Origin of the sequence: Marinifilum sp. N1E240, from assembly GCF_009295825.1 — a bacterium.
GTDB lineage: Bacteria > Bacteroidota > Bacteroidia > Bacteroidales > Marinifilaceae > Marinifilum_A > Marinifilum_A sediminis.
The window spans coordinates 104,649-128,822 of sequence record NZ_WHKF01000005.1 but is presented as its reverse complement, the minus strand read 5'-3'; the positions used below and the strand labels follow the sequence as shown (position 1 = coordinate 128,822).

Annotated in this window: 19 protein-coding genes and 1 tRNA gene; 6 read left to right on the top strand and 14 right to left on the bottom strand. The window is 33.7% G+C overall.

Annotation, left to right across the window (positions count from 1 at the left end; all coding sequences use genetic code 11):
- The first annotated feature begins 6 nt into the window (after positions 1-6).
- Positions 7-2,226 carry a peptidase domain-containing ABC transporter gene (locus GCQ56_RS14040; protein WP_227006081.1) on the top strand — a complete coding sequence of 740 codons (2,220 nt, stop codon included), beginning with the start codon at positions 7-9 and terminating at the stop codon, positions 2,224-2,226.
- 57 nt (positions 2,227-2,283) lie between these two features.
- Positions 2,284-2,802, top strand: a complete 519-nt coding sequence (locus GCQ56_RS14035; RefSeq protein WP_152735121.1) for a hypothetical protein — start codon at positions 2,284-2,286, stop codon at positions 2,800-2,802.
- Between the two features lie 646 nt (positions 2,803-3,448).
- On the opposite strand, the gene GCQ56_RS14030 is transcribed toward GCQ56_RS14035, so the two are convergent.
- The 7 genes from GCQ56_RS14030 to GCQ56_RS14000 all read right to left on the bottom strand — a co-directional run bounded on the left by GCQ56_RS14030 (position 3,449) and on the right by GCQ56_RS14000 (position 7,728).
- Complete coding sequence (locus GCQ56_RS14030; RefSeq protein ID WP_152735120.1) at positions 3,449-4,129, bottom strand: hypothetical protein; 681 nt, start codon at positions 4,127-4,129, stop codon at positions 3,449-3,451.
- Positions 4,130-4,177: 48 nt separating this feature from the next.
- Positions 4,178-4,420: a helix-turn-helix domain-containing protein gene (locus GCQ56_RS14025; RefSeq protein ID WP_152735119.1), complete on the bottom strand. Its 243-nt coding sequence runs from the start codon at positions 4,418-4,420 to the stop codon at positions 4,178-4,180.
- 144 nt (positions 4,421-4,564) lie between these two features.
- Positions 4,565-5,194, bottom strand: coding sequence for a recombinase family protein (locus GCQ56_RS14020; protein WP_152735118.1), 630 nt, complete (start codon positions 5,192-5,194; stop codon positions 4,565-4,567).
- Positions 5,195-5,197: 3 nt separating this feature from the next.
- Positions 5,198-5,521: a hypothetical protein gene (locus tag GCQ56_RS14015; RefSeq protein ID WP_152735117.1), complete on the bottom strand. Its 324-nt coding sequence runs from the start codon at positions 5,519-5,521 to the stop codon at positions 5,198-5,200.
- A gap of 2 nt (positions 5,522-5,523) precedes the next feature.
- Positions 5,524-6,942 carry a hypothetical protein gene (locus tag GCQ56_RS14010; protein ID WP_152735116.1) on the bottom strand — a complete coding sequence of 473 codons (1,419 nt, stop codon included), beginning with the start codon at positions 6,940-6,942 and terminating at the stop codon, positions 5,524-5,526.
- Positions 6,943-7,156: 214 nt separating this feature from the next.
- Positions 7,157-7,450 (bottom strand): helix-turn-helix domain-containing protein, encoded by a 294-nt coding sequence (locus GCQ56_RS14005; RefSeq protein ID WP_152735115.1) that lies wholly within the window; start codon positions 7,448-7,450, stop codon positions 7,157-7,159.
- Positions 7,451-7,491: 41 nt separating this feature from the next.
- Complete coding sequence (locus tag GCQ56_RS14000; RefSeq protein ID WP_152735114.1) at positions 7,492-7,728, bottom strand: hypothetical protein; 237 nt, start codon at positions 7,726-7,728, stop codon at positions 7,492-7,494.
- A gap of 146 nt (positions 7,729-7,874) precedes the next feature.
- Between GCQ56_RS14000 and GCQ56_RS13995 the strand changes: the two genes are divergently transcribed.
- Positions 7,875-8,537: a helix-turn-helix domain-containing protein gene (locus GCQ56_RS13995; protein ID WP_152735113.1), complete on the top strand. Its 663-nt coding sequence runs from the start codon at positions 7,875-7,877 to the stop codon at positions 8,535-8,537.
- A gap of 62 nt (positions 8,538-8,599) precedes the next feature.
- Here GCQ56_RS13995 and GCQ56_RS13990 read toward each other — a convergent pair whose 3' ends face one another.
- The 3 genes from GCQ56_RS13990 to folB all read right to left on the bottom strand — a co-directional run bounded on the left by GCQ56_RS13990 (position 8,600) and on the right by folB (position 10,933).
- Positions 8,600-10,150 carry a Fic family protein gene (locus GCQ56_RS13990; protein WP_152735112.1) on the bottom strand — a complete coding sequence of 517 codons (1,551 nt, stop codon included), beginning with the start codon at positions 10,148-10,150 and terminating at the stop codon, positions 8,600-8,602.
- Between the two features lie 245 nt (positions 10,151-10,395).
- A tRNA-Cys gene (locus GCQ56_RS13985) sits at positions 10,396-10,466 on the bottom strand.
- Positions 10,467-10,582: 116 nt separating this feature from the next.
- Positions 10,583-10,933, bottom strand: coding sequence for a dihydroneopterin aldolase (gene folB / locus GCQ56_RS13980; RefSeq protein ID WP_152735111.1), 351 nt, complete (start codon positions 10,931-10,933; stop codon positions 10,583-10,585).
- A 329-nt stretch (positions 10,934-11,262) separates the two neighbouring features.
- Between folB and GCQ56_RS13975 the strand changes: the two genes are divergently transcribed.
- Both GCQ56_RS13975 and GCQ56_RS13970 read left to right on the top strand, forming a co-directional pair.
- Positions 11,263-12,978, top strand: coding sequence for a glutamine--tRNA ligase/YqeY domain fusion protein (locus tag GCQ56_RS13975; RefSeq protein ID WP_152735110.1), 1,716 nt, complete (start codon positions 11,263-11,265; stop codon positions 12,976-12,978).
- Between the two features lie 230 nt (positions 12,979-13,208).
- Entirely contained in the window at positions 13,209-13,805 is a 597-nt protein-coding gene (locus GCQ56_RS13970; protein ID WP_152735109.1) for a hypothetical protein, read from the top strand.
- Positions 13,806-13,940: 135 nt separating this feature from the next.
- Here GCQ56_RS13970 and gltX read toward each other — a convergent pair whose 3' ends face one another.
- The 4 genes from gltX to GCQ56_RS13950 form a co-directional block, all read right to left on the bottom strand.
- Positions 13,941-15,473, bottom strand: a complete 1,533-nt coding sequence (gltX, locus tag GCQ56_RS13965; protein ID WP_152735108.1) for a glutamate--tRNA ligase — start codon at positions 15,471-15,473, stop codon at positions 13,941-13,943.
- 79 nt (positions 15,474-15,552) lie between these two features.
- Positions 15,553-15,939, bottom strand: a complete 387-nt coding sequence (locus tag GCQ56_RS13960) for a response regulator (RefSeq protein WP_152735107.1) — start codon at positions 15,937-15,939, stop codon at positions 15,553-15,555.
- Positions 15,940-16,375: 436 nt separating this feature from the next.
- A complete protein-coding gene (locus tag GCQ56_RS13955) occupies positions 16,376-18,892 on the bottom strand; it encodes an adenosylcobalamin-dependent ribonucleoside-diphosphate reductase (protein ID WP_227006080.1) in 2,517 nt (838 codons plus the stop codon).
- 405 nt (positions 18,893-19,297) lie between these two features.
- Positions 19,298-20,527 carry a 3-deoxy-D-manno-octulosonic acid transferase gene (locus tag GCQ56_RS13950; RefSeq protein WP_152735105.1) on the bottom strand — a complete coding sequence of 410 codons (1,230 nt, stop codon included), beginning with the start codon at positions 20,525-20,527 and terminating at the stop codon, positions 19,298-19,300.
- Between the two features lie 239 nt (positions 20,528-20,766).
- On the opposite strand from GCQ56_RS13950, the gene GCQ56_RS13945 reads away from it, so the two are divergent.
- The gene (locus GCQ56_RS13945) at positions 20,767-24,123 is read left to right on the top strand and encodes a hypothetical protein (protein ID WP_152735104.1); all 3,357 of its coding nucleotides are present in this window, start codon (positions 20,767-20,769) and stop codon (positions 24,121-24,123) included.
- Positions 24,124-24,174: the final 51 nt, after the last annotated feature.

Here is a 24,174-nt window from a genome sequence, read left to right as displayed (position 1 = left end):
TTCATTTTGAGAAAATATTCGGTATATATACAACATGATGCTATGGATTGCGGACCAACATGTATTCGCATGATTGCTAAACATTACGGACGCCATTACTCATTAGACTATTTGCGTAAACGAAGTTATATAACTCGTGAAGGTGTATCAGTTTCTGGTATAAGTGAATGTGCGGAAAATATAGGATTTAGAACACTTTGTGGTCGCTTTACATTTGAAAAATTGGTCAAACAAGCACCCCTTCCTTGTGTAGTGCATTGGCAACAAAATCATTTTGTGGTAGTTTACTCTATTAATAAAAGAAAAACCTTATTTAAAAGTCCTAAAATACAATTTATTGTAGCGGATCCAGGAAGGGGAATCGTAAAATACAGTAAGGAAGAATTTATAGAAAACTGGGTTAGTACAAAAACTCAGGGAGAAGATAAAGGTGTTGCTATATTAATTGAACCAACAACAAAATTTTTCGATAAAGAAGGAGAAAAATCAGATAAGAGTAGCTTCTCTTTCTTATTCTCATATTTTGGAAGATATAAGAAATTTTTCACCCAAATAATGCTTGGTTTACTTTTAGGAAGTATTCTACAATTGATTTTTCCTTTTTTAACACAGGCAATCGTTGATGTTGGTATTTCAGATCATAATATTAATTTCATTTATTTAATTCTTCTAGCTCAAGTAATCCTCTTTATTAGCCGAATGTCTGTAGATTTTATCAGAAGATGGATACTTTTACATATCAGTACGCGGATAAATGTATCTTTAATTTCAGACTTTTTCATCAAATTGATGAAACTACCAATGAATTTTTTTGATACAAAACTCGTAGGTGATATTCTGCAAAGAATAGAAGACCATAAGAGGGTAGAACGTTTCCTTACAGCCCAATCATTAGGTGTAATCTTCTCTTTATTCAATTTTATAATCTTCGGTATTGTACTTATGATTTATAGTATAAAAATATTTTCAATATTCTTAACTGGAAGCACTTTATATGCAGTTTGGATTATTTTCTTTCTGAAAAAACGCCGAACTATTGACTATAAACTTTTCGAGCAACGAGCACTTAACCAAAGTAAAAATTATCAACTAATAAGTGGGATGCAAGAAATTAAACTTCAAAATTGTGAAAAACGAAAAAGATGGGAATGGGAAGATATCCAGGCAGATTTGTTTCAGGTAAATTCCGAATCCCTAACTTTACAACAATACCAAGAAGGTGGTATGATATTTATTAATGAATTAAAAAATATTGTAATTACGATTATTGCAGCTACAGCGGTTATAAACGGCTCACTAACGCTAGGTATGATGCTTGCCATTCAATATATAATTGGTCAATTAAATAGTCCTTTAGAGAAAATAGTTGGATTTATTCACAACATGCAAGATGTAAAAATTAGTCTTGATCGTTTAGCAGAAATTCACAAAAAAGAAAATGAAGACGAGAACAATGTGACAAAATATCAAAAATATCCATTCGGAGATAAAAGTATTGACATAGAGAATCTATCTTTTCAATATGATGGTCCTCACTCCCGCCAAGTGCTTAACAATATTAATTTAAAAATTCCAAAAGGAAAAATAACTGCAATTGTTGGAGCCAGTGGAAGTGGTAAGACTACTTTAGTCAAATTATTATTAGGCTATTACATTCCACAAAATGGTAGTATTAAGGTAGATAAGAATAATCTTTCAGATTATGATTTACGATGGTGGCGAAATGAATGTGGAGCCGTAATGCAGGATGGATATATTTTTTCTGAGTCCATAGCTAAAAATATTGCTGTGTCGGATGACGAAATAGATGATGATAAATTAATGCATGCAGCTAAAGTAGCTAATTGCCACGAATTTATATCAGAATTACCATTATCGTATAATACAATAATTGGTCAAGAAGGACAAGGTATAAGTCAAGGACAACGCCAAAGGATATTGATTGCTAGAGCAGTATATAAAAATCCAAATTTTATATTTTTAGATGAAGCTACAAATGCTTTAGATGCAAACAATGAAAAACAAATTAATGAGAATTTAGATGTTTTTTTAGAAGGTAAAACTGTTGTTATTGTTGCACACCGCTTAAGTACGGTTAAATATGCTGATCAAATAATTGTATTAAATAAAGGTAAAATAGTTGAAAAAGGAACACACATAGAATTAATACAAAATAGAGAATACTACTATGGATTAGTCAAGAACCAACTCGAGTTAGGGAATTAATTTATAAAAAAGTGATTTTAAAATTATAATTTTAACATTACGAATCTCATTTACAACATGTCAGAAAAAACAGATAAAATTGAACTACGAAGTGAAAAAGTAAGAAATATTATTGGTCAAATCCCATCTCACATAATTCGTAATGGAATTACAATCTTATTTGTAGTTGTAATAATACTTTTAACTGGAAGTTATTTTTTTAGATATCCTGATACTGTGAAAGGAACAGCATATTTATATTCTGATTCTCTTGGTTCATCACTTGCTAAGGTGTATATACCATATCATTTCATTAATAAAATAGAAAAAAAGCAAAAATTAAATATCATAATTGAAGGTTATTCTGCTAATGAATTTGGACAATTAAAAGGTGAAATATTTGAAATTAATCCTACACCAATAGTATTAAATAATGTAAATTGTTTTATTGTGAACGTGATTTTAGTAAATGGTATGAAGAGCAATCAAAATAAAATAATTCCATTTTATCAAAATTTAAAAGGAGATGCTAAAATTACCGTAGGTGAACAACGTTTACTTGAAAAATTTCTTCCTTCTATTACTTTATCATTATAAAGCATAATAAAAACCTTAAATAGAATTTTACAGATCTAAATAGATTTTTTTGTAAAAAACTCTTACGCTCTTAAAACATGGATTTTACGGATAATCACATCCTACATTAAACTACTTACTAAACGTTTATAAGACGGATAAACGGATAAATAGGGTATTTAAAGTAGTATTCCATAGCTAAAAACATTCTTAAGCCTTTAAAATAGGGAATTTACAGATAATCACATCCTACCTTAAGCTACTTATTAAACTACTTATTAAGACGGATAAACGGCTAATTAAGATATTTAAAGTAGTATTCCATAGGTGAAAATACTCTTAAGCCTTTAAAATTGGGAAATTGCAGATAATCTCACCCTACTATAAGCTACTTACTAAACTACTTATAAGACGGATAAACGGCTAATTAAGGTATTTAAGTAGTTTACCATAGGTAAAACCCCTCTTATGCCCTTAAAACAGGGGATTTGCAGATAATCACACCCTACCATAAGCTACTTAATAAACGTTTATAAGACGGATGAGTAGATAAAAAAAGCCAATTGGTATTTTATTGGCTCAGGTCTTAATTGCCCGAAGTCTAAAATATCAGTTGGCTCGATCACAACTAAAGAATTGTGGTTAGATGGTTTTTATCTGGGATAAATTAAATATCAACATCCTCGTTTTCCTCAGTTGGCATCATGAATGATTGCAAAGTGGTGAATATTTCCATTTGCTCATCATGATTTTTTGCAAAAAGAAAATAGAGCATTTGTATTAAATAACCTTGTGCATCAGATTCCATTCGCCTGATTGCATCAATTATTTGTTTTTCCTGAACATTGAATTGATCAGCAACACCTTCCAAAGAATTTCCACCACTCGGAATAAGGTTGTTTGCTAGTGTTCCCAATACGGATTGAATGGCTGGCATTTGGGTGATTGCCGTTACTGTATCTTTGGTTGTATTGGTACTTATTTTTGCAAGTTCCCTTGTGTGATCATCCTTGAGGTCACTAATTTTGTCTTTTAGCTTATCAATGGTAAATTCATTTTTCAATTTTACTTCCTGCAAAGCTCTGATCTTATCACCGTAATCAGTTTTTAAATCAAGAATTGTATTGAAATGCTCTCTTTCAACTCTTCTTAGTTCCTCCATAACATTTAAAGGAATAGGTTTCAGTTCGGGAATTTCTATTTCTTCATTTGGATAGGTTTCTTCCAGTTCGTTTTCATCTTTATCAGTGCTTCTCAATTGATATGCCTTATTTCTACAAGTTGTAGAGCAATAACGGCTATCTGAGCGTTTTCCTGATATGGTTTCATTACATACTTCACATTTCATTTTTTCATTGTTTTTTAAATTGTTGATTTATTTAATTGCTCTGATTTTTTAGGATGGTGATTCTTCTTTTGATAGGGAATTTCTGGTTTGTTCATCTAATCCAATTTCCCACGGAGCTCTCCACTCGATATTGTCATGAATGTATTTTATTTCATTTTCGAAAAGCAATGATCGATTCTTGATGTGTTCCAAAAAAGCAGGATCCATTTTTTTCATTCTTCGAATAAGAGTTGATCTTGAAATATCTAATTCTATTGCAAGCTCTGTTCGGTTCATTGTTCTGTATTTCATTTCTTCAAAATTTTTATTGTGGATGTATTCAGTTCGGTTTTTTCACTGTTTGTATTCTTTTTAGCGTATACCCTTTAGGTTTTACAGGAATACACATCAAATAGGGTGAAAACTGTCCTGTTTTGTGTATTCATTGTGGTGAGCCTAATTTGAATACGCTTTTTGTGTTTCGATATGCTTTTTGACTCGTTGAACTGTGGTAGCGGATTTTTTTACCAGCTTGGCAATATTCCGAATGGATTTCCCATCACCTAAAAGTTCAATAATATCGGCATGCTGTTTTTCGTATTGCTCTTTTGTCATTTTTCCTTTTCCAGCATGAAGTTTATATACTCCTTTAGCTTTTGCAATCGCAATTCCTTCCGATTGTCTGTCTTTGATTCGGTCATATTCCATTTTTGCAGCCAATACCATAAGAGCAGACATGAAATCAAACATTTGGTTGTAATGACCATCGATGTAGCTTTTCATTCCGATTTTGTAAATGGTAACCGTTACCTCATTATCTTTCATCAGTTCCAGAGTGTTTAAAACATCGGGAACGCTTCTGCCTAATCGGTCAAAGTCATAAACCACCAATTCAGATATTTTATCCTTTCGGACTGCATCAATAATGATCTTTCCGCTTGGTCTTTCTGCAAATGGCATCATGCCCGAATACTTATCTACGACCAATTCACCTTTAATGTCTTTTAGTCCGTCAACCTGTCTATCTTCATTTTGTCCTGTGGTTGATACTCGGGCATATTTATACACTTTCTTTTCGATACTCATAGGTTAGGATGCTTTTAGGTATGGATATTCTTTTAAATGATCAGTTACCATCTTATCAAACTGATTGTAGATTAAAACAGCAGTATCTTTATTGTCAATTTCTTTATCTAGGTAATTTGAAAAGACAGTTCTGTATTGATCGGTTATAATATCACTTTCCTCTCCACCTTCATTAATATCAATTCCCATTAAATAGGTGATAGGATACCAACTGTTTAAGCCATGATCGGTACATGAAGTTATTTTTTCTATATGTTCAAATATTCGGGTGGTGACCACAATATCCTCTATCAGATCAATAATGACATTCTTTTTCTTTGTACTCATCTTTAAAATTGTTCTTGTTCAAGCCTTGTATCATTAGGGCATTGAGTTAATGTTTCAGTTTTGGTCTTTCTATCAAATTCATTGAGGAAGAAGCGGGCATCAGCTCCATGGTAATATTTTTTCTTTCCTCCTATGGTTGCAATGATTGATGTCTTTCGACTCGGAACTCCTTTTATCTTTTTTCTGTTTGGGTTGGTCGTTCTTATCAGGTTGAATTCATTTCCTAAATCTTTAATCAGTTTGATAATCTCTTTTTCCTTTTTGCTTCGTTTGGCTTTTCTTTTCTGGGATACTTTCAGGTTATAGGCTTTATCCCTGCATTTTCTTTGATCGTTGCAGTACTTGGAACCGCTTTTCTGACCTGTTATCTCTTTTCCACAAGTCAAACAATATCTTTTCTCTTTTTTAACCTCTCCTTGATCGGTTGATTCGCACCGTACAATACGTGGTGTATTCGTAACATTTTTTTTTGCGTTTATTTCTGGATTATTCCAGTTTTTCAGCTCTTCAAATTCGGTGTATTCGTAACGTTTTTTATTGCGTGAAAACTCTGATAGCTCTAATAAAATCAAATCTTTCAGGATGTTTTTAATGTCACGTTTTGCATACTTTTTTACTAGCTTTTCAAGTAATTCCTTATTTCGCTGGCGATCTATACGGCTTCTTTCGTCTTTTATCCACCAATCAGGATTTCTCAAATCCTTGAATTTGCTTTTGTACTTGGTTGGAAGTTTTCGGGTAGTCTTGATTTGATCCCATTCAAAGAAGATGGTTTCATCAATGAATTTCAGATATTTAGTAGCTATCAACTTACTAAGTTTCTCTTTATCCATTAGGTCTGCCAATGTTCTTATCTTGAAGTTTTCAACGGCTCTCATTCTGGTGAACTTGGTTTCAATTCTCAGTAAATCCACATGATGTATTTGAGATTGAGCCGATTTATCGTAGAATTTGTACTTGGTGTTTGTGGTTTTAAACTTGTATCCGTTGCCTGATTCTCCGTTGATATCCATATCAGAACGCCTAACACCACGGCAATACAGGATACTATCTAAAAAAGTCTTGTTGTCAATCTTACAGGATGTTGTATCAAGGTTCAAACCGATTTCAAAACCTCTCAGAATGGCTTTATCTGGTATAACTCCGAATTCAGATAAACGGCTTACAGCTTCCAGAAAGTTATCAAAGGTGAATCGATTTGCATTGTGAGCTCCGTCATTAAAGAATTTATGAATAGAACCTTTAATTTTCACCTTTCCTTTGGGTTCGATGATGAAGTCTAAACCCTTGTAACTGGCTTTTTTACTTCCCATTTTCTCACCTGAATCTTCATCGACCCGATAAGAGAATTTTAGATTTGGATGTTCATTCCAAAGGCTAAAATCGAAGTCAGCAAGCTCTATGATAAATCCGTCAATCAAGGGTGAGAAAAGAGTAAAAAAAGAGGTGAGTTAATTTTCCAAAAATGTGGTGTATGCGTTACACTTTTTGCCGCGTTTTCCTTACTCAAAAATTGAAAAATTGAGTAAAATGTGCCTGTAAAATACTGGTGTATTCGTTACAGTTTTTATTGCGTGATGTGTTCTGTGTTTCCTGTTTTTTATTGGCTTTCATGCCAATTACAATAATCAAGTTTTAAAGCTTATCAGCATATTTGGTTCCGTCAAGGCTTGCAATAATTTCTTCTTTTTTATAAAAAGCTCTGTTTCCAAGTTTATAGCGATTAAGAATTCCTTTTTTCGCCCAATCATTTAAAGTTGGTGGTGTAATTTTGAGCCATTCCATTACTTCTTTAGGATTTAGTAAGGTTTCTTGTTTTGCTGGTTTAACGAATTGTTCCAACTCACTTAGTTTTTTGGCAATTATTTGAAACTGCCTGTTTAAATCGGCAGCATTCATTTCAGAGACTTGTAGTAGTTTTTCGGTCATATGTGTTGTATTGTAGATATGAGAGTTCGTTTTTGTGACTATTAAAGTTTCATTCCATCAACAATTGTGTTGATATTATTGGATTCATTTCGATACTCTTCCAGAACTTCACTCGTAGCATTGAGTACTTTTTTCATTGTTTTATTTGAAGGAAGTTTTGTTCCTTTAAAGAATTGAGCAACAAGAGATCTAGAAACTCCACACTTATTTGAAATTTTAACTTTTGCTCCTCTAGGTAGTTGATTTCCTAGTTTTATTATTTTCTCTATCTTTATCATTGTGCTTGTGTGTTTTTTGTGAACAATTAGTAACGATTAAGTTTCTTTTTAGAGATGTTTTGTATTCACAAATTAACACATTTAAAGTTTACAAAACAACACTTTAATTGTGTTTTATTCAACACAAAACCTAAATCCTTATCCAAATGTCTGTAGGTGAACGTTTAAAGAAAATAAGACAAGAACGAAAAATATCTCAAAATGAATTTGCCGAGATATTGAACGTATCAAGATCAACTTACTTATTGGTTGAAAAAGGAGAAAGAGAAATCAACTTTAAGATGATCGAATCTCTTCATAAGCAATTTGAGATTTCTTCTGATTGGTTATTATTTGGTACTGAGGCAAGTGAAAATAGTAGTAATGATAGTGAAGAATTGATTTCAAGAAGAATATTTGAACTTTCTTTGCTAACTCCCTGCCTTACTCACTTTAAGCCGTTTATTGAATCTTTAGAAAGTTTTGCTCAAAAAGATAGTAAAACCTATGAACGCATTAAAGCTATACATACTGGTATTGATGAAATATTAGAAACTTCCAAACTAATTAATAATATCAAAACCAAAACTGAATATAGTTTGTTTGATAAAAGTGAATTGGAGCTTTCTAGAATTGTTGATCTTCAATTTTGGGAGATATTAAAAAAAGTACAAGAACTGACTAGATATATTAACATCTCAGATCCTGACAATTTACAATCTATTGTACCAATATATTACAATCATATAGAAAACTATTTAGGAGGATTGGAACAACAAATTAAAGATTATAACAACTTCATCAACCAAAAGAATAAAGCAACAGAATAACAAAAAAGCCACATTGATAATATTATCAATGTGGCTTTTTTTGTATTAGATATTCAAATTTTCTAATCTTCTGTTAAAAATATCTCGTTATAATATTCTTCTATTAGTGCTAACTCATTGTCTGATAATTCTTCAAATTCATTTAACCTTCTTTTTTTGGATAACCTTCCATTATTTTGGTCTAGAAATTTTATTAATAAGTCAACATTATTATCTGAAAGAGTTACTTTACTATTAATATAATTATTTAATAAATCGTACTTTCTAATATAATCCAATTCATCAGGAATAATAGTCTTTATAGTTTCTTCAACACATTCATATAAGAATTCAGCATGTTTAGTTAAATCAAAATAACGATACAAATCTATTGTTTCATTTAGAACTTTAACATTGTGATTCTGTGTCTCTTCCCATTTAATTAAATCAAGTCTTGGATGTGAATATGATTCTAATATGTCTCTATAATCGCTAATCCTGTCTAAAATTGCCGTTGATACAGGAAAAATCATATCCCTTTTTGTGTAACCTGTTTCAGCAAGTATGTGATGAATAATATATCTATGTATTCGACCATTCCCATCTGATAACGGATGTATAAACACAAATCCAAAAGCAACAGTTGTAGCAATTAATACTGGATCATAATTTATTGGGGTCAATAAATTATTTGTATCAATCAAACCTTTCATTAAAATTGGTAAATCATTTGCCTTCGCAGAAATGTGATCAGGAATCGGTGAAAAAGTATCTCTATCATGTTCTCCAATAAAACCCTCCTCTTTTCGTAACCCCATATTCTTAAGTTTTTTCGAACCAATTACGATATCTTGTAATCGTTCAATTTCACTTATAGTCAACTTTATCTTTCCAGCCTGTCCTATGATTTTTCCCCAATTTCGAGCTCTTAAATTTGGAGGATATTCTCCCTCGATTGCAAATGATGCTTTAGAATCCTTTAGTAATAAAAAAGCAGCAGTTCTTCTAACTAATTCTTTATCGTGCTTATTTAATCCCTTTTCAATTTGACCAGATAAATTTTCACCAATAAATCTATCCAATTTAACTGTTTTCCTAATCATTGGACAATATTCAGGAATACCGGGAAGATTATTTTTGATTCTATGTCTGGTTGAATTTCTAGCTATACCAGCATATTGAAACTTAGAATTAACTATTTCTACATAAGTTCCTGCTTTTAAATTTGGTACGTCTAGTTCTATATTCATTAGCCATTCATACAAAAACCATATCCTTCTAGTATATTGACTTGTAGGTTCTTCATTAATCATTTTCAAAACTGGATCTTTACCCATTAATTGAAAAAGATTTTTAATAATAAAGAGATCAATACCTTCATACTTTATCGCAAATATCAAATGACTAATCAAATTGTCATTTGGTTTATGCCTAATTGTAAATATCTGCCAATTATTAGAATTGTATCTTTGATGTTTTTCAGTTGCAATAGCTAATATTTCAGGTAAAGGAATGGATTTGTTAGTTTCATATTCAATAATATCAATTATTAATGCATAACCGATTAAAAATCCTTCTTCTGGAAGTTCTCTACCGTGAAAAACAGTTTTTTTCTGTGAAAATTGATTACTCATGTGATTATTGTATGAAATTCAATTACGAATATACATGAATAATATTTATTCATCATGAAATATGATGACAAATCGATATTTTTCATGAATTACGATAATTACTATCAGTTATTACTGTAGAGATCTTAATTTTGATTGAATGACGGCTGGTGGTAAATATCACAGTAGATTTTAAAACCGTCAGGTATTCCGTCAGGCATAAAAAACAAAAAGCTTAACTTTTAACAAGTTAAGCTTTTTTCTTGAGGTCTCTGGCGGATTCGAACCGCCGTAGATGGTTTTGCAGACCACTGCCTAGCCACTCGGCCAAGAGACCCTTTTTCCTTAAAGGCGTTGCAAAGATATAAATTTTGGTTTTATCAAAACAAACTTTTTAAAGCTTTTGTAAGAAAAAAATTACAGCTTTTTTGCAATTCTTGCAGAATCAAACAATTAGCGAGAGAGAGTTAGGCTCACTTTTTCGATTTGCCCACCCATTGGAGGGTTCATTTTCGAAACTTTTACTGTTGCGTGCTTCAATTCTGCGAAGTTTTCGTACAACATATCCAAAATTCTTTCGCAAACATGCTCCAACAAATGCGATTTAATTTGCAGCTGTTCTTTAATTTTCTCGTAAGCTCTCTGGTAGTTTAAAGCATCACCAATGTGGTCGCTACTCGCTGCCTGCCTTGCATCGTACTCCATACGCACATACACGGTAAACTTATTCCCAACAATTTGTTCTTCCTTAAAACATCCGTGATAGGCATAAAACTCCATGCCTTCCAATTCAATAATTCCCATCTTTTTGCTCTTATTAATCTGTGGCGAAATTAAAGTAAGAAAATTCAAATTCCAAAACCCAGGTTCCAAAACAATTAGATTTGGGATTTGATTCCTGGGATTTTACCACTTTCTCCTTTTTACTTCAAACTTTATCCTTTCTCAACTCTTCTTTATGGCTTAATTTGAAACGAGTTTAGCGTATTTTATCTACTTTTGTTTTTTCGTTTTCGAATGCCATCGGATAAGTTTATTTATTGTAAATTTATATTCATGCGTTTCGAATCGAAAGGCAAGGCAGGATTCGAGAGAATCCAGGGCAAATCATGTATCATTTTAAATTGAAAAGTATGGATAACAAAACTGTAAAAGAAGAGAGTGTTAACGAAAGCAAATCTCTTAATTTTATCCAACAGATTATCGAGGAAGATCTGAAAAACAATGTAAATGATGGAAGAATTCACACGCGATTCCCACCGGAACCAAACGGGTATCTTCACATCGGTCATGCAAAGGCAATATGCCTGAACTTTAGCCTTGCCCAACAATATCAGGGAAAATGTAACCTGCGTTTCGACGATACCAATCCTGTAAAAGAGGATACCGAATATGTTGATTCCATTATGGAAGACATCAAATGGCTAGGTTTTAAGTGGGATGGAGATCCAGTGTATACTTCTGATTATTTCGATCAGTTATACGATTGGGCTGTGAAGTTGATTACCGATGGTAAAGCTTACGTTGACGATCAGACTGCAGAGCAAATTGCAGAGCAAAAAGGAACACCAACAGTTCCAGGAACCGAGAGTCCATTCCGTAGTCGTAGCGTAGAAGAAAACCTTGATTTGTTCGCAAGAATGAAGAATGGTGAATTTAAGGATGGAGAGAAAGTATTACGTGCCAAAATTGACATGGCATCACCAAATATGCACATGCGCGATCCATTGATGTATCGTATCATGCATGCACATCATCACCGTACTGGCGATCAGTGGTGTATTTACCCAATGTACGATTATGCTCATGGCGAGTCGGATTATATCGAGGGTATCACTCACTCTATCTGTACTTTGGAATTTGAAGTTCACCGTCCGCTTTACGAGTGGTTTGTTGAGAACTTAACCGATACTGAGTACCGACCAAAACAGCGCGAGTTTGCACGTTTGAACTTAAGCTACACGGTTATGAGTAAGCGTAAGCTATTGGAATTGGTAAACGATAGTCATGTTAATGGATGGGATGATCCGCGAATGCCAACCGTTTCTGGTTTGCGTCGTAGAGGATTTACGCCAGCATCAATTCGTAATTTTGCCGATACCATTGGTGTGGCAAAACGTAACAATGTAATCGATGTTTCCTTATTGGAGCACCACGTTCGCGAGGATTTGAACAAAACAGCTACTCGTGTAATGGGGGTTTTAAATCCAGTCAAGCTGATTATTACCAATTATGCTGAAGGTGAGGAAGAATTATTAAGCATCGATAACAATCCAGAAGATGAGAATGCAGGAACTCGTGAGATTCCTTTTTCTCGTGAACTGTATATCGAGCGTGACGATTTCATGGAAGATGCACCACGTAAATTCTTCCGTATGACTCCGGGACGTGAGGTTCGTTTAAAGGCTGCTTACATTGTAATGTGCGAAAAGGCTGTGAAAGATGCTGATGGTAACATCACAGAAATTCACTGTACCTACGATCCTAAATCGAAAAGTGGTAGCGGATCTGAAGAGAGCAAGCGTAAGGTCAAAGGAACACTTCACTGGGTTTCTGCCAAGCATGCTGCTAAAGCTGAGGTTCGCATTTACGATCGTTTATTCAACGACGAAGCTCCTGACGGACACAAAGACAAAGATTTTAAAGAATTCATTAATCCTGATTCTTTAAATGTATTGGAAGAGTGTTACGTTGAACCATGTTTGAAAGATGCCAAAGTTGAGGAACATTTCCAGTTTACTCGCTTGGGATACTTCTCGGTTGATAAAGATACAACAGCTGACAAGCTAATCTTTAACCGTACAGTTTCATTGAAAGATTCATGGGCTAAGGCACAGAAGAAGAAATAATTTAAGCTGTCAGCATTCAGCTGCAAGCTTCAAGATAATATTAGAAACCTGTTGGGATTTAGAATCCTGACAGGTTTTTTTATTACCTCTCCTTATTTAAAATATACCCAAAAAATTAATTGAGACATTCACTTAGAGTGAGTGCCTCAATAGAAAAGAAATAGCTCAACTTCTAAAATATATTTATTTTGTTAATTTTGCGCCTTGTTAAAACTAATATAATACAGAGCATGCAAAACTTACAATTCCCGGTAAACTTCAAATTCAACATTTCTACACTAGCGAACGATTTTACTGCTACTGACGCTGATGGAAAGACTTTGGCTTATGTGAGACAAAAAATGTTTAAGCTAAAAGAAGACATCCAAATTTATAGCGATGATTCAAGAGAAAAAATAAATTACAGTATCAAAGCAGATAAATGGTTAGATTTCTCAACTGCTTACACTTTTTTCGATGAAGGTCAAAAATCATTCGGTAAAATTGTACGTAAAGGTTGGAAATCTATATGGAAAACAGATTATAGAATTTTCGACAATTCTGAACATGAAAGATACACAGTTAGAGAAGAAAATGCCTGGATTAAGGTTTTGGATTCATTATTGGGAGAAATTCCTGTTCTTGGAATTTTCACAGGATATCTTTTTAATCCATCATATATCGTTACGGATGAAAATGGAAAACAAATTATCCGTTTAAAAAAGCAAGCTTCTTTCTTCGGGAGAAATTTTGAGCTATCAAAAATTGGAGAAATGGGAGAAGAAGATGATGACAGAATTATGCTTGGTTTAATGATGATGATCCTATTGGAAAGACGCAGAGGGTAAATAAAGAATTAACTTCGAACTAAATATGTCCTGGCTTTAAAACCAGGGCAAAATAACAAACAAAAAACCACCTCCAAAATTGGAAGTGGTTTTATATATGCTCTGCCATGGGTTTAAACCCGTGGTATTTGATATTTATTTCTTAATATTCTCCATTGCGTAATCTAAACGGGCAAGAGTTTCTTCTTTTCCTAAAATTTCGATGATATCGAACATGTGAGGACCTTTACCAGCACCTACCATAGCCAATCGGAATGGATTCATGATTTTACCGAAACCAATTTCCTTAGCAGTGATCCATCCTTTTACAATCTCTTCAGAGTTTGCAGATGAGAAATCTTCAATACCTTCCAAAATACCTTTCAATTCTGTCATTAAAGCTGGAGTATCTTCTTTCCAACCTTTTTTCACAGTCTTTGCATCGTACTCTTTTGGTGCTTCGAAGAAGAAGTTCACTTGCTCCCACAATTCAGCGATAAAATCAACACGATCTTTCACCATTCCGCAAACACGGTTTACTTTGGCTGCATCGGCTTCAATTCCTTTTTCGTTCAACACCTCTGCTGCAAACAAGCCACCAATCTCTTCATCTGATTTATTTACCAAATACTGACGGTTGAACCACTTGGTTTTTTCAGGATCGAACTTCGCACCAGATTTATTCACACGCTCCAATGAGAATGCTTCGGATAATTCTTCCATTAAAAAGATCTCTTGTTCCGTTCCAGGGTTCCATCCCAAGAAAGCCAACATGTTTACAAAAGCCTCAGGGAAATATCCGTCTTCACGATAACCCGATGAAATATCGTTAGTCTTAGGATCTGTCCACAACAATGGGAAAACAGGGAATCCTAATTTATCACCATCACGCTTGCTTAATTTTCCTTTACCAACTGGTTTCAAAATCAATGGCAAGTGAGCAAATTTAGGCATATCAGCTGCCCAACCCAATTGTCTATACAACAATACGTGCAATGGCATCGATGGCAACCACTCTTCCCCACGAATAACGTGTGAAATTTTCATTAGGTAATCATCAACAACATTTGCAAGGTGATAAGTTGGCATTCCATCTGATTTGAACAACACTTTATCATCTAAAGTTGAAGTATTGAAAACCACATGACCACGAATTTCATCATCCATGTGCAATTCTTCACCAACAGGCATCTTAAAACGCACAACATAAGCTTCGCCAGCATCAATTTTGTTTTGAACTTCTTCAACAGATAAAGCCAAAGAGTTGTTCAAATTGTCGCGTGTTTCGTGATTGTATATAAATGTTTTCTTTTCTTCCTCGCATTGTTTACGGATAGCATCCAATTCCTCAGGAGTATCAAAAGCATAGTAAGCATCACCCGAAGCAATTAACTTATCAGCATACTCACGGTACATTGGCTTACGTTCCGATTGGCGGTAAGGACCAAATTCTCCACCAACTGTTGCTCCTTCATCAATGGTTATACCACACCATTTTAAAGATTCTGCAATGTAATCTTCAGCACCTGGAACATATCTGGTTTGATCCGTATCTTCAATACGAAGCAAAAATTCCCCATTGTGCTTTCTGGCAAATAAATAATTAAATAAGGCTGTTCTTACGCCACCCATGTGAAGTGGTCCTGTTGGACTGGGTGCAAATCGAACTCTGACTTTCTTTTCGCTCATCTTTAATATCCGTTAATTTGGCTGCAAAGATAAGAAAATGGAAAAAGAAACTAGACTTGATAATTCAAAAATGAATGGATTATAAAAATTTAGCGATAATATTTTTCAAACCTCCAATATCAATAGGCTTGGTAACAAAATCATCGCAACCTGCAGCCATTATTTCTTCGTAAGCTTCACCATAATGATAAGCTGTTTGTGCTATAATAGGAATTTCCTGCTTCAATTTCTTAATGCTTCTGGTTGCATCATATCCATTCAGAACTGGCATCTGCATATCCATTAAAACAAGATCAATTTTAGGATTGGACTCAAATATCTGGATCGCCTCTTGCCCATCTTTGGCGCGGATTAAGGTTACATTAGTATCGATGAGTATTTCTTCTAAAAAAATGTAATTAAAATCCTCATCTTCCGCCACCAATAAAACTTTCCCCTCCCAGTTATAATTTGATGAAAAATCCATATAATCGTTGTTAATTTTTTCTTGTTTTAATGCTATATACTCAAAGTTAGAGTATTTTATGATAAGACAAAATAAAAACCTACTGGATTTACATCTTTTTTGATGTAAAAAAAGAGCTTACAAAATGTAAACCCTTTAATAACAGAAATAAATTTTAAACAGTCATAATCGACAAGTCACCACTTATATGTTGTATAAATCACTAAAGCTTACTACATCATACTGGTAATGTCGAAAGAATCACAAATCATTATTCTAAATTGCAATCCTGAACTTGATTGTAACAAAAATAGCATTTTTTACTTACAAAAAAGTAGTTTTAAAACATACCTACTTTCAATCTATCATCATATGCAATCTGCTAATTTTAATTTGATAAAAAAAGGGAGCCCCAAAAGGCTCCCTTAATTAAGTTGTTTGTATTATTATCGATAGGTTATCCACATTTCGATGTACCACATGACTGACATATCAGACATCCTTCCTGATAGATGATATGATCAGAACCACATTCGGTACAATTCATTCCTTTTGCTTTCGTTCCATTGGGAATGTATTTTTTAAGAGCACGCTCAACACCGTTTCTCCAAGTATTAATATTTTCACTATCTAGCTGAAGTCCAGCTATCAAATTAACAACCTGCTCGATTGGCATACCGTGTCTCAATACTCCTGAAATCAGTTTCGCATAGTTCCAGAATTCCTTATCAAACTTATAAGATAATCCTTCGAAAGTAGTCTTAAAACCGCGCTTGTTACAAAATTGGAAGTCATAACGAGTATTTCCTTCCTCATCCTTACCTTTTAAAATGATTCCTTTATTAACCGATTTTGGTAGAAGGATTCCTTCTTCATCATCCTGAATACCGGTAAAAATTTCGTATGGTTGCCCTTTATACAATCCGATAAAAGCAATCCATTTTTCTTTGTTATTTTGAAAACGAACTACATCAGCTTCCAGTTCTGCAGGACGTTTTTCAGGAATATTCTTATCCTCTTTTTCCTTGGTATCGTTAGAAATTAAAACTCCTGAACGAGAGCCATCACGGTATACAGTACAACCTTTACATCCACTTTTCCAAGCTTCTACATACAATTCACCGACCAATGATTCTGGAACATCATTTGGTAAATTTACGGTTACACTAATAGAATGATCTACCCATTTCTGAACTTTTCCTTGCATACGAACTTTTTGCAACCAATCTACATCATTAGATGTGGCCTTATAGTAAGGAGATTGCTTTACCAATTCGTCAATTTCTTCATTTGTGAAATGCTGAGCTGCATTGATATTGTTTGCTTCCATCCAGGTTACAAATTTATGGTGGAATACCACAAATTCTTCCCAGCTATCACCGATCTCATCTACAAAATCAACACGTACATCTTTATCGTTAGGATTTACTTTTCTTCTACGTTTGTAAACTGGCATGAAGACAGGTTCAATTCCTGAAGTTGTCTGAGTCATCAAACTTGTAGTTCCTGTAGGAGCAATGGTAAGACAAGCAATGTTACGACGACCATACTTGATCATGTCCTTATATAAAGTCTCATCAGCATCCTTCAAACGAAGGATAAATGGGTTTTTGCTCTCACGCTCTTTATCGTAAATGGTAAATGCACCTCGATCTTTAGCCAAATAAACCGATGAACGATACGCTTCAACAGCAATTGCCTTATGTACTTTTACCGAAAAATCAATCGCCTCATCTGTTCCATAACGCATTCCTAAAGCTGCCAACATATCACCTTCGGCGGTAATACCAACACCTGTTCTTCTTCCTTCGTTTGCCTTTTCACGGATATTCTCCCAAAGTTTTCGCTCCACTCTCTTAATTTCGCCACCTTCAGGATCTGCATTAATTTTTTCTACTATCGCATCGATTTTCTCCAATTCCAAATCGATAATATCATCCATTATTCTTTGAGCCAAAGCAACGTGCTTATTGAATAGTTCGAAATTGAACTTAGCTTCTGGTGTAAATGGATTTTCAACGTAACTGTATAAATTGATTGCCAATAATCGACAACTATCATATGGGCACAATGGAATTTCGCCACATGGATTTGTTGATACAGTTTTATATCCTAAGTCAGCATAACAATCCGGTACTGATTCTCTTTCGATGGTATCCCAGAAAAGAATTCCTGGCTCAGCCGATTTCCATGCATTGTGAACAATCTTATTCCAAAGCTTACCTGCGTTTATTTCCTGAGTGTAAGAAGGAGTTTTAGAATTAATTGGATATTGTTGCTTGTATTTCTTTCCATCAACAACAGCCTGCATAAATTCGTCATGAATTTTCACCGATACATTTGCTCCGGTAACTTTTCCCTGCTCCATTTTTGCATCAATAAACTCTTCCGAATCAGGGTGACGAACCGAAACGCTCAACATTAAAGCACCACGACGACCATCTTGAGCCACTTCTCTAGTTGAATTTGAATAACGCTCCATAAAAGGAACAATACCAGTAGAAGTTAAAGCAGAATTTTTAACAGGTGAGCCTTTTGGTCGAATATGTGATAAATCGTGACCAACACCACCTCTACGTTTCATCAATTGTACCTGCTCCTGATCAATTTTCATGATTCCACCATAAGAATCGGAATCACCATCATTACCAATCACAAAACAGTTGGATAAAGAAGCAATTTGGAATTTATTTCCAATACCTGACATAGGACTTCCCTGTGGTACGATATATTTAAAATCTTTCAGTACTGCAAAGATTTCCTCTTCACTTAGTGGGTTTGGATAACGCTTTTCAATTCTTGCAATTTCACTTGCAATTCTTTTATGCATATCATCCGGAGTCTTTTCATAAATATTTCCAAAAGAATCTTTCAATGCATATTTATTCAACCAAACACGTGCTGCTAGCTCGTCTCCCTTGAAATATTCAAATGATGCCTTGAATGCGTCTTCAGGATTGAAAGTTTCTCTCATTTCCTTTTCTTTTTGCTTCGTCTCCTTTACTTCCATCAAGATTCTAAAATAAGTGGTTTTTACTAGGGGTTATGATTCTCTCTAAATCAACAAAATGACCGGATTCACCCGGCCTGATTTTGTACTACGCAAGTTAGGCAAAGCCCCAAGATTGTACAACAAGGAATTAAAATAAAATAGAAAAGTTATCCACAAATCATTGTTAATATATTGATCTGCCGGACCTTATGTTTTGAAAAAAATCAAAAAGTTATCCAAAAGGAAAATTTTAGAAGCTATTACAGATAATAAAATTGCATGAATTAAACAAATCCTTTCACCACCAAAAAAGTGCATTTGGTAAAAACGAGAAAGCAAAATCGTGACACCTACAGCAAATACTATAGTCTTGAGAAACTTGAAAAATCAGACCTTAATTTCTGATAATATCTTCAAACTAGCACCTCTCATTTTATCTACATAGTTTTTAGATTCTTGACCAGAATTTTCTCTTTTTTTGACGTTTTTGAAATAATCATCGAGTAAATCCTTTAATTCATCATATTTTTCATAACTATTTGAGGCGCCAATTTCAATCAAGTCTTTTGCTTCTTGAAATTTGTGATAATTAGGACCAAATATTATAGGTAAACCAAAGGTTGCAGCCTCTAGTGTATTGTGAATTCCTCGTCCAAATCCACCTCCAATATATGCAACAGTACCATATCTATATAAGGAAGACAATACACCAATACAATCAATCACCAAAACTTCGGCTTGATTAATTTCCTGCTTGCTAGCATCTGTATATCGAACCCAACTCTTATTTATTTTTGAAGTTATCGCATTAATATGCGATTCGTCAACTTCGTGAGCCGCAATAATATATTTGTAGTTGTTTTCCGACTCGTTAAGATATTGAATAATGTTATCCTCATCCTTTGGCCAGGTACTACCTGCAATTAAAACCGGTCTATCCTGACTGAAATCTTCTACCTTAGGTAAGGATTTTGAGCCAGTTGCAATTGAATATACTCTATCGAATCTGGTATCACCTGTTAAGGTCGTATTTGACATTCCAATCCCTTTTAAAAGTTCTAGTGATTCCTGATTTTGAACAAATAGATGAGTGAAGGCTGACAACATTCTTCTGTGAAAACTTCCGTAAGACTTAAAGAATAATTGATCTGAACGGAAAATTGTAGAGAAAATATAGGTAGGAACATTTCTCTTTTTAAGTTCCTTTAAATAATGATGCCAAAACTCGTATTTGATAAAAAATGCCAATTTAGGGTTTACAATATCCATAAATCTTTTGGCATTTCCAGCAAAATCAGGTGGCAAATAAAAAATAAAATCTGCTTCCTCATAGTTCTTTCGAACCTCATAACCCGAAGGTGAAAAGAAAGTTAATAGAATCTTACAATCTGGATATTTCTCCTTATAGCTTTCAATAACAGGTCGACCTTGTTCAAATTCTCCCAATGAGGCAGAGTGAAACCAAACAATATTCTCTTCATCTTTAACTGCCTTTTCAAGTTTGTTAAACAAATCTTTTCTACCATCAATCCATTGCTTGGCTTTTGGGTTAAAATTAGCCGCAATTCTAACTAAAAGAACATACATTCGAACCGATAGATTATATAAGAAAACCATAATTGAAAAAAATTAATATTTAACGGAAGAGCTTCGCTATCTTTATTCCTTACAAAACTAATAATTTTACAGCTTAGAATTCGTTTATAGAAGAGCGGATTTCAATCTAGCTTAGAATCTCTATAAACCAAAGAATAATATTTCTGTTGAAACATTGTATTTTCTTCATATTACTAATTCTATCCATTTCCAATTTATTTGGTCAATCTCAAAACAACTTGAGAGAAAAACAAATTCTAATGAATAAGGATACCACTCAATTGGATTCTCTATTGATACTTCCTTCAACAGTAAAAGTTCTATACAATGGAGAAATCATAAATTCCGACTGGTACAAAATAGATCTGACTAGTGGAAATTTTATCGCCAAAGCAAAACTGGTAGCCTTAAACGATTCAATACAGATCAAATATCGAATCTACTCTTACAATGTAAGCAAACCACGATATACTCGAGATTTATCACAAATGAATCTATCCAGCGATGCTCGACCAAGAACATTCACAATAAATAGCAGAACAAACCAGCGGGGTGTATTTTCCAGTAGTCAACTCGAAAAACAAGGCAATTACTCTAGAGGAATTTCATATGGCAACAATCAGGATGTGGTGATGAATTCAAATCTTAATTTGCAATTATCAGGGAAACTAAGCAATGATGTAAATATCCTTGCGGCTATTTCCGACAACAACATCCCTATTCAGCCAGATGGAAACACTCAGACCATACAAGACTTCGACAGAATCTACATTAAACTTTATGATGATACGAAGGAATTAACTCTGGGAGATTACGAAATAGAATCTTCAAAGGGCAATTTCATGCAGTTCTACAAGAAAGTACAAGGTGGAAAATTTTCAGGTTTACTCTCCAAGGGAAAAACTGGCAATACATTTAAATCAACTATAAGTGCATCTATTGCCAAAGGGAAATACAACCGAATGGAAATTGAAGGAAATGAAGGTATTCAAGGTCCATATCGATTAACAGGAGCAAACAATGAAACCTACATTGTTGTATTGGCAGGATCGGAAAAAGTGCATGTAGATGGTAAAAAACTAACACGTGGTGAAAAATTCGATTATACAATTAATTACAACACAGCAGAACTAAGTTTTACAACTAGTCAACCCATCACTCGCAACTCAAGAATTACCGTTGAATACGAATATTCAGAGGAAAATTATTCTCGCTATTTAATCTTTAATTCCAATGAGTATTCTACAAAAAAAGGGAAATTCTGGTTGAATATTTATCATGAACAAGATGGAAAAAATCAACCTATTGATCAGACTTTGAGTGATGAAAACAAACTACTTTTAAGTCAAATTGGTGATAATTTGGAATTGGCAAAAGTGCCCAATGAGGAAGTTGTAGAATATTCGAATGACTTTGTATTGTATCAAAAAATCAAAAAGTCGGTATCAGATATTGAATATGAAATTTACCAATATTCTACGAATGCCGACAATGCTATATATAGAGTAAATTTCTCATATACCGGCAATAATGGTGGAAACTACGTGCAGGCAAATAGTGTAGCCAATGGTAGAGTTTTCCAATGGGTTGATCCGATAAATGGAATTCCACAAGGAGATTATGCTCCTTTAACTCAATTGATAAGTCCACAAAAGCAACAGATGTTTACTTTTGGCGGACATCAAAGCATAGGGGAAAATTTGAATTCCAAGTTTGAATTTGCATTAAGCAATCGAGATCTAAACACATTCTCATCCATAGATGATGGAGACAATCAAGGCATTGCAACCGATATTTCAATCTCTAAAAAAACGACTCTAAGAGATACTACAAAATTCCTTATTAGCGATTTCAATTTTCATTACATCAACAAAAATTTTGAACAGATTGAGAACTTTAGATCAATAGAATTTGAACGAGATTGGAATGTAGATGAATCACTAAGCAAACAAAATGAGAGCTACTATTCTGTAAATAATATATTCACCAATAATAAGTGGGGAAAGGTTGCTTACAATTTATCTCTATTAAAAAAGGGATCGGATTACACCGGATTAAAACATTCTCTTGATTTGAATTACGATTATAAAAAGTACACAATACTTTTCACTGGAAATTCCTTATCAACCGATCAGAAAAAAACTGAAAGTAAATTTTACAGACACAAATTAGATGCAAATTATAAGTTAGGATTTGCAAAAATTGGAGTGGAAACTGAAAATGAGAACAATCAATTTAAAAATAAAGAAAACAAGAATTTACTTTCGAATAGTTTTGCCTTTCATTCCTATAAATTCTATATCAGTAATCAGGATTCTACCTCCAATCAGTTCCAAGCCTATTATCGAAAAAGAAAAGATTTTCTATCCGGAGATAATAAATTACGTGCTCAAAGTGAATCGGAAGATTTTGGTGGCGAAATATGGTTAAAGAAAAACAAGAATAATCAATTGAAAATTGAATCGGTCTACCGCAAACTTTCAATATTAGATGATTCCTATACTTCCGAAGAACCTGAAAATACATTTTTAGGAAAACTGAATCATCAGGCAAGAATAAAAAAAGGACTGCTACAAAGTTCTACTTATTATGAATTGGGTTCGGGTTTGGAGAGTGAAAAAGAATACTCGTATGTAGAAGTAAACGATGGACAAGGAGTGTATCGCTGGACGGATTACAACAACAACGATGTTAAAGAATTAAACGAGTTTGAAATTGCCAGCTTTAAAGATGAAGCCAATTACATTCGTGTTGCTACCAATACAAATAATTACGAAAAAGTATACACAAGTGAATTTCGCCAAACTTTTAACCTGCGCTTAAAAAGGCTTCGTTCAAAATCAAAATTCGTTTCATTTCTAGGCCGATTTAGCAATCGATTTGCCTATCGTATCTCGAAAAAAAGCTTAACGGACGATTTCAACATGTATGCAAATCCATTTCAATCACAATCCTCTGATGAAAATTTAATCACCATTAATTCAAGCTTTCAGAACACATTATCGTACCGTAAACCAAAATCCAAAACCAATTGGGATATCTTGCATGTTAGTAGCAAAGGAAAACAGTTGTTAACACAAGGATTTGAAAGAAGAAAGTATGTGCAAAATGGGTTTCGATTCAACTGGAGAATTGGAAATTCAAATCAATTGAGCAATCGTACTGATCTTGGCAAAAAGAGCCTGCACAATGAAAATTTTGCTGATCAGGATTATCAACTTGATGAGATGAAAAATGAATTGAAACTAAAATTTCAATTGACTTTAGCTTTTCAATTCGGTTTAAATTATACTTTTAATCAGAAAGAAAATAATCTAGCTAGTGAAAAATCATCTACTCACAATGCTGGTGCCGATTGTCAATATTCAATTGTAAAAACAGGAAAATTACGCGCAAGTTTTAACTTCTTAAATGTTGATTTTAATGCCGATTCGAACAGCTCGATAGCTTATGAAATGTTAGAAGGTTTTTTACCTGGAAACAACTCAACCTGGAGCTTAGGGTACAACCAACAGTTATCTAAAGTATTTCAAATAAACATCTCTTACAATGGAAGACAAAGTGAAAGTGGCAAAGCTATTCATGTAGGAAGTATGGAGATAAGAGCCTACTTTTAAGAGCACACATTCGAACATACAACAATAAAATAGAAGCATTACTGAACATTT

Coding starts and splice junctions, on each gene's coding strand:
- GCQ56_RS14035 (WP_152735121.1), top strand. CDS start 2,284: ATGTCAGAAAAAACAGATAAAATTGAACTACGAAGTGAAAAAGTAAGA.
- GCQ56_RS14030 (WP_152735120.1), bottom strand. CDS start 4,129: ATGAAATGTGAAGTATGTAATGAAACCATATCAGGAAAACGCTCAGAT.
- GCQ56_RS14025 (WP_152735119.1), bottom strand. CDS start 4,420: ATGAAATACAGAACAATGAACCGAACAGAGCTTGCAATAGAATTAGAT.
- GCQ56_RS14020 (WP_152735118.1), bottom strand. CDS start 5,194: ATGAGTATCGAAAAGAAAGTGTATAAATATGCCCGAGTATCAACCACA.
- GCQ56_RS14015 (WP_152735117.1), bottom strand. CDS start 5,521: ATGAGTACAAAGAAAAAGAATGTCATTATTGATCTGATAGAGGATATT.
- GCQ56_RS14005 (WP_152735115.1), bottom strand. CDS start 7,450: ATGACCGAAAAACTACTACAAGTCTCTGAAATGAATGCTGCCGATTTA.
- GCQ56_RS14000 (WP_152735114.1), bottom strand. CDS start 7,728: ATGATAAAGATAGAGAAAATAATAAAACTAGGAAATCAACTACCTAGA.
- GCQ56_RS13995 (WP_152735113.1), top strand. CDS start 7,875: ATGTCTGTAGGTGAACGTTTAAAGAAAATAAGACAAGAACGAAAAATA.
- GCQ56_RS13990 (WP_152735112.1), bottom strand. CDS start 10,150: ATGAGTAATCAATTTTCACAGAAAAAAACTGTTTTTCACGGTAGAGAA.
- folB (WP_152735111.1), bottom strand. CDS start 10,933: ATGGGAATTATTGAATTGGAAGGCATGGAGTTTTATGCCTATCACGGA.
- GCQ56_RS13975 (WP_152735110.1), top strand. CDS start 11,263: ATGGATAACAAAACTGTAAAAGAAGAGAGTGTTAACGAAAGCAAATCT.
- GCQ56_RS13970 (WP_152735109.1), top strand. CDS start 13,209: ATGCAAAACTTACAATTCCCGGTAAACTTCAAATTCAACATTTCTACA.
- gltX (WP_152735108.1), bottom strand. CDS start 15,473: ATGAGCGAAAAGAAAGTCAGAGTTCGATTTGCACCCAGTCCAACAGGA.
- GCQ56_RS13960 (WP_152735107.1), bottom strand. CDS start 15,939: ATGGATTTTTCATCAAATTATAACTGGGAGGGGAAAGTTTTATTGGTG.
- GCQ56_RS13955 (WP_227006080.1), bottom strand. CDS start 18,892: ATGAGAGAAACTTTCAATCCTGAAGACGCATTCAAGGCATCATTTGAA.
- GCQ56_RS13950 (WP_152735105.1), bottom strand. CDS start 20,527: ATGGTTTTCTTATATAATCTATCGGTTCGAATGTATGTTCTTTTAGTT.
- GCQ56_RS13945 (WP_152735104.1), top strand. CDS start 20,767: ATGAATAAGGATACCACTCAATTGGATTCTCTATTGATACTTCCTTCA.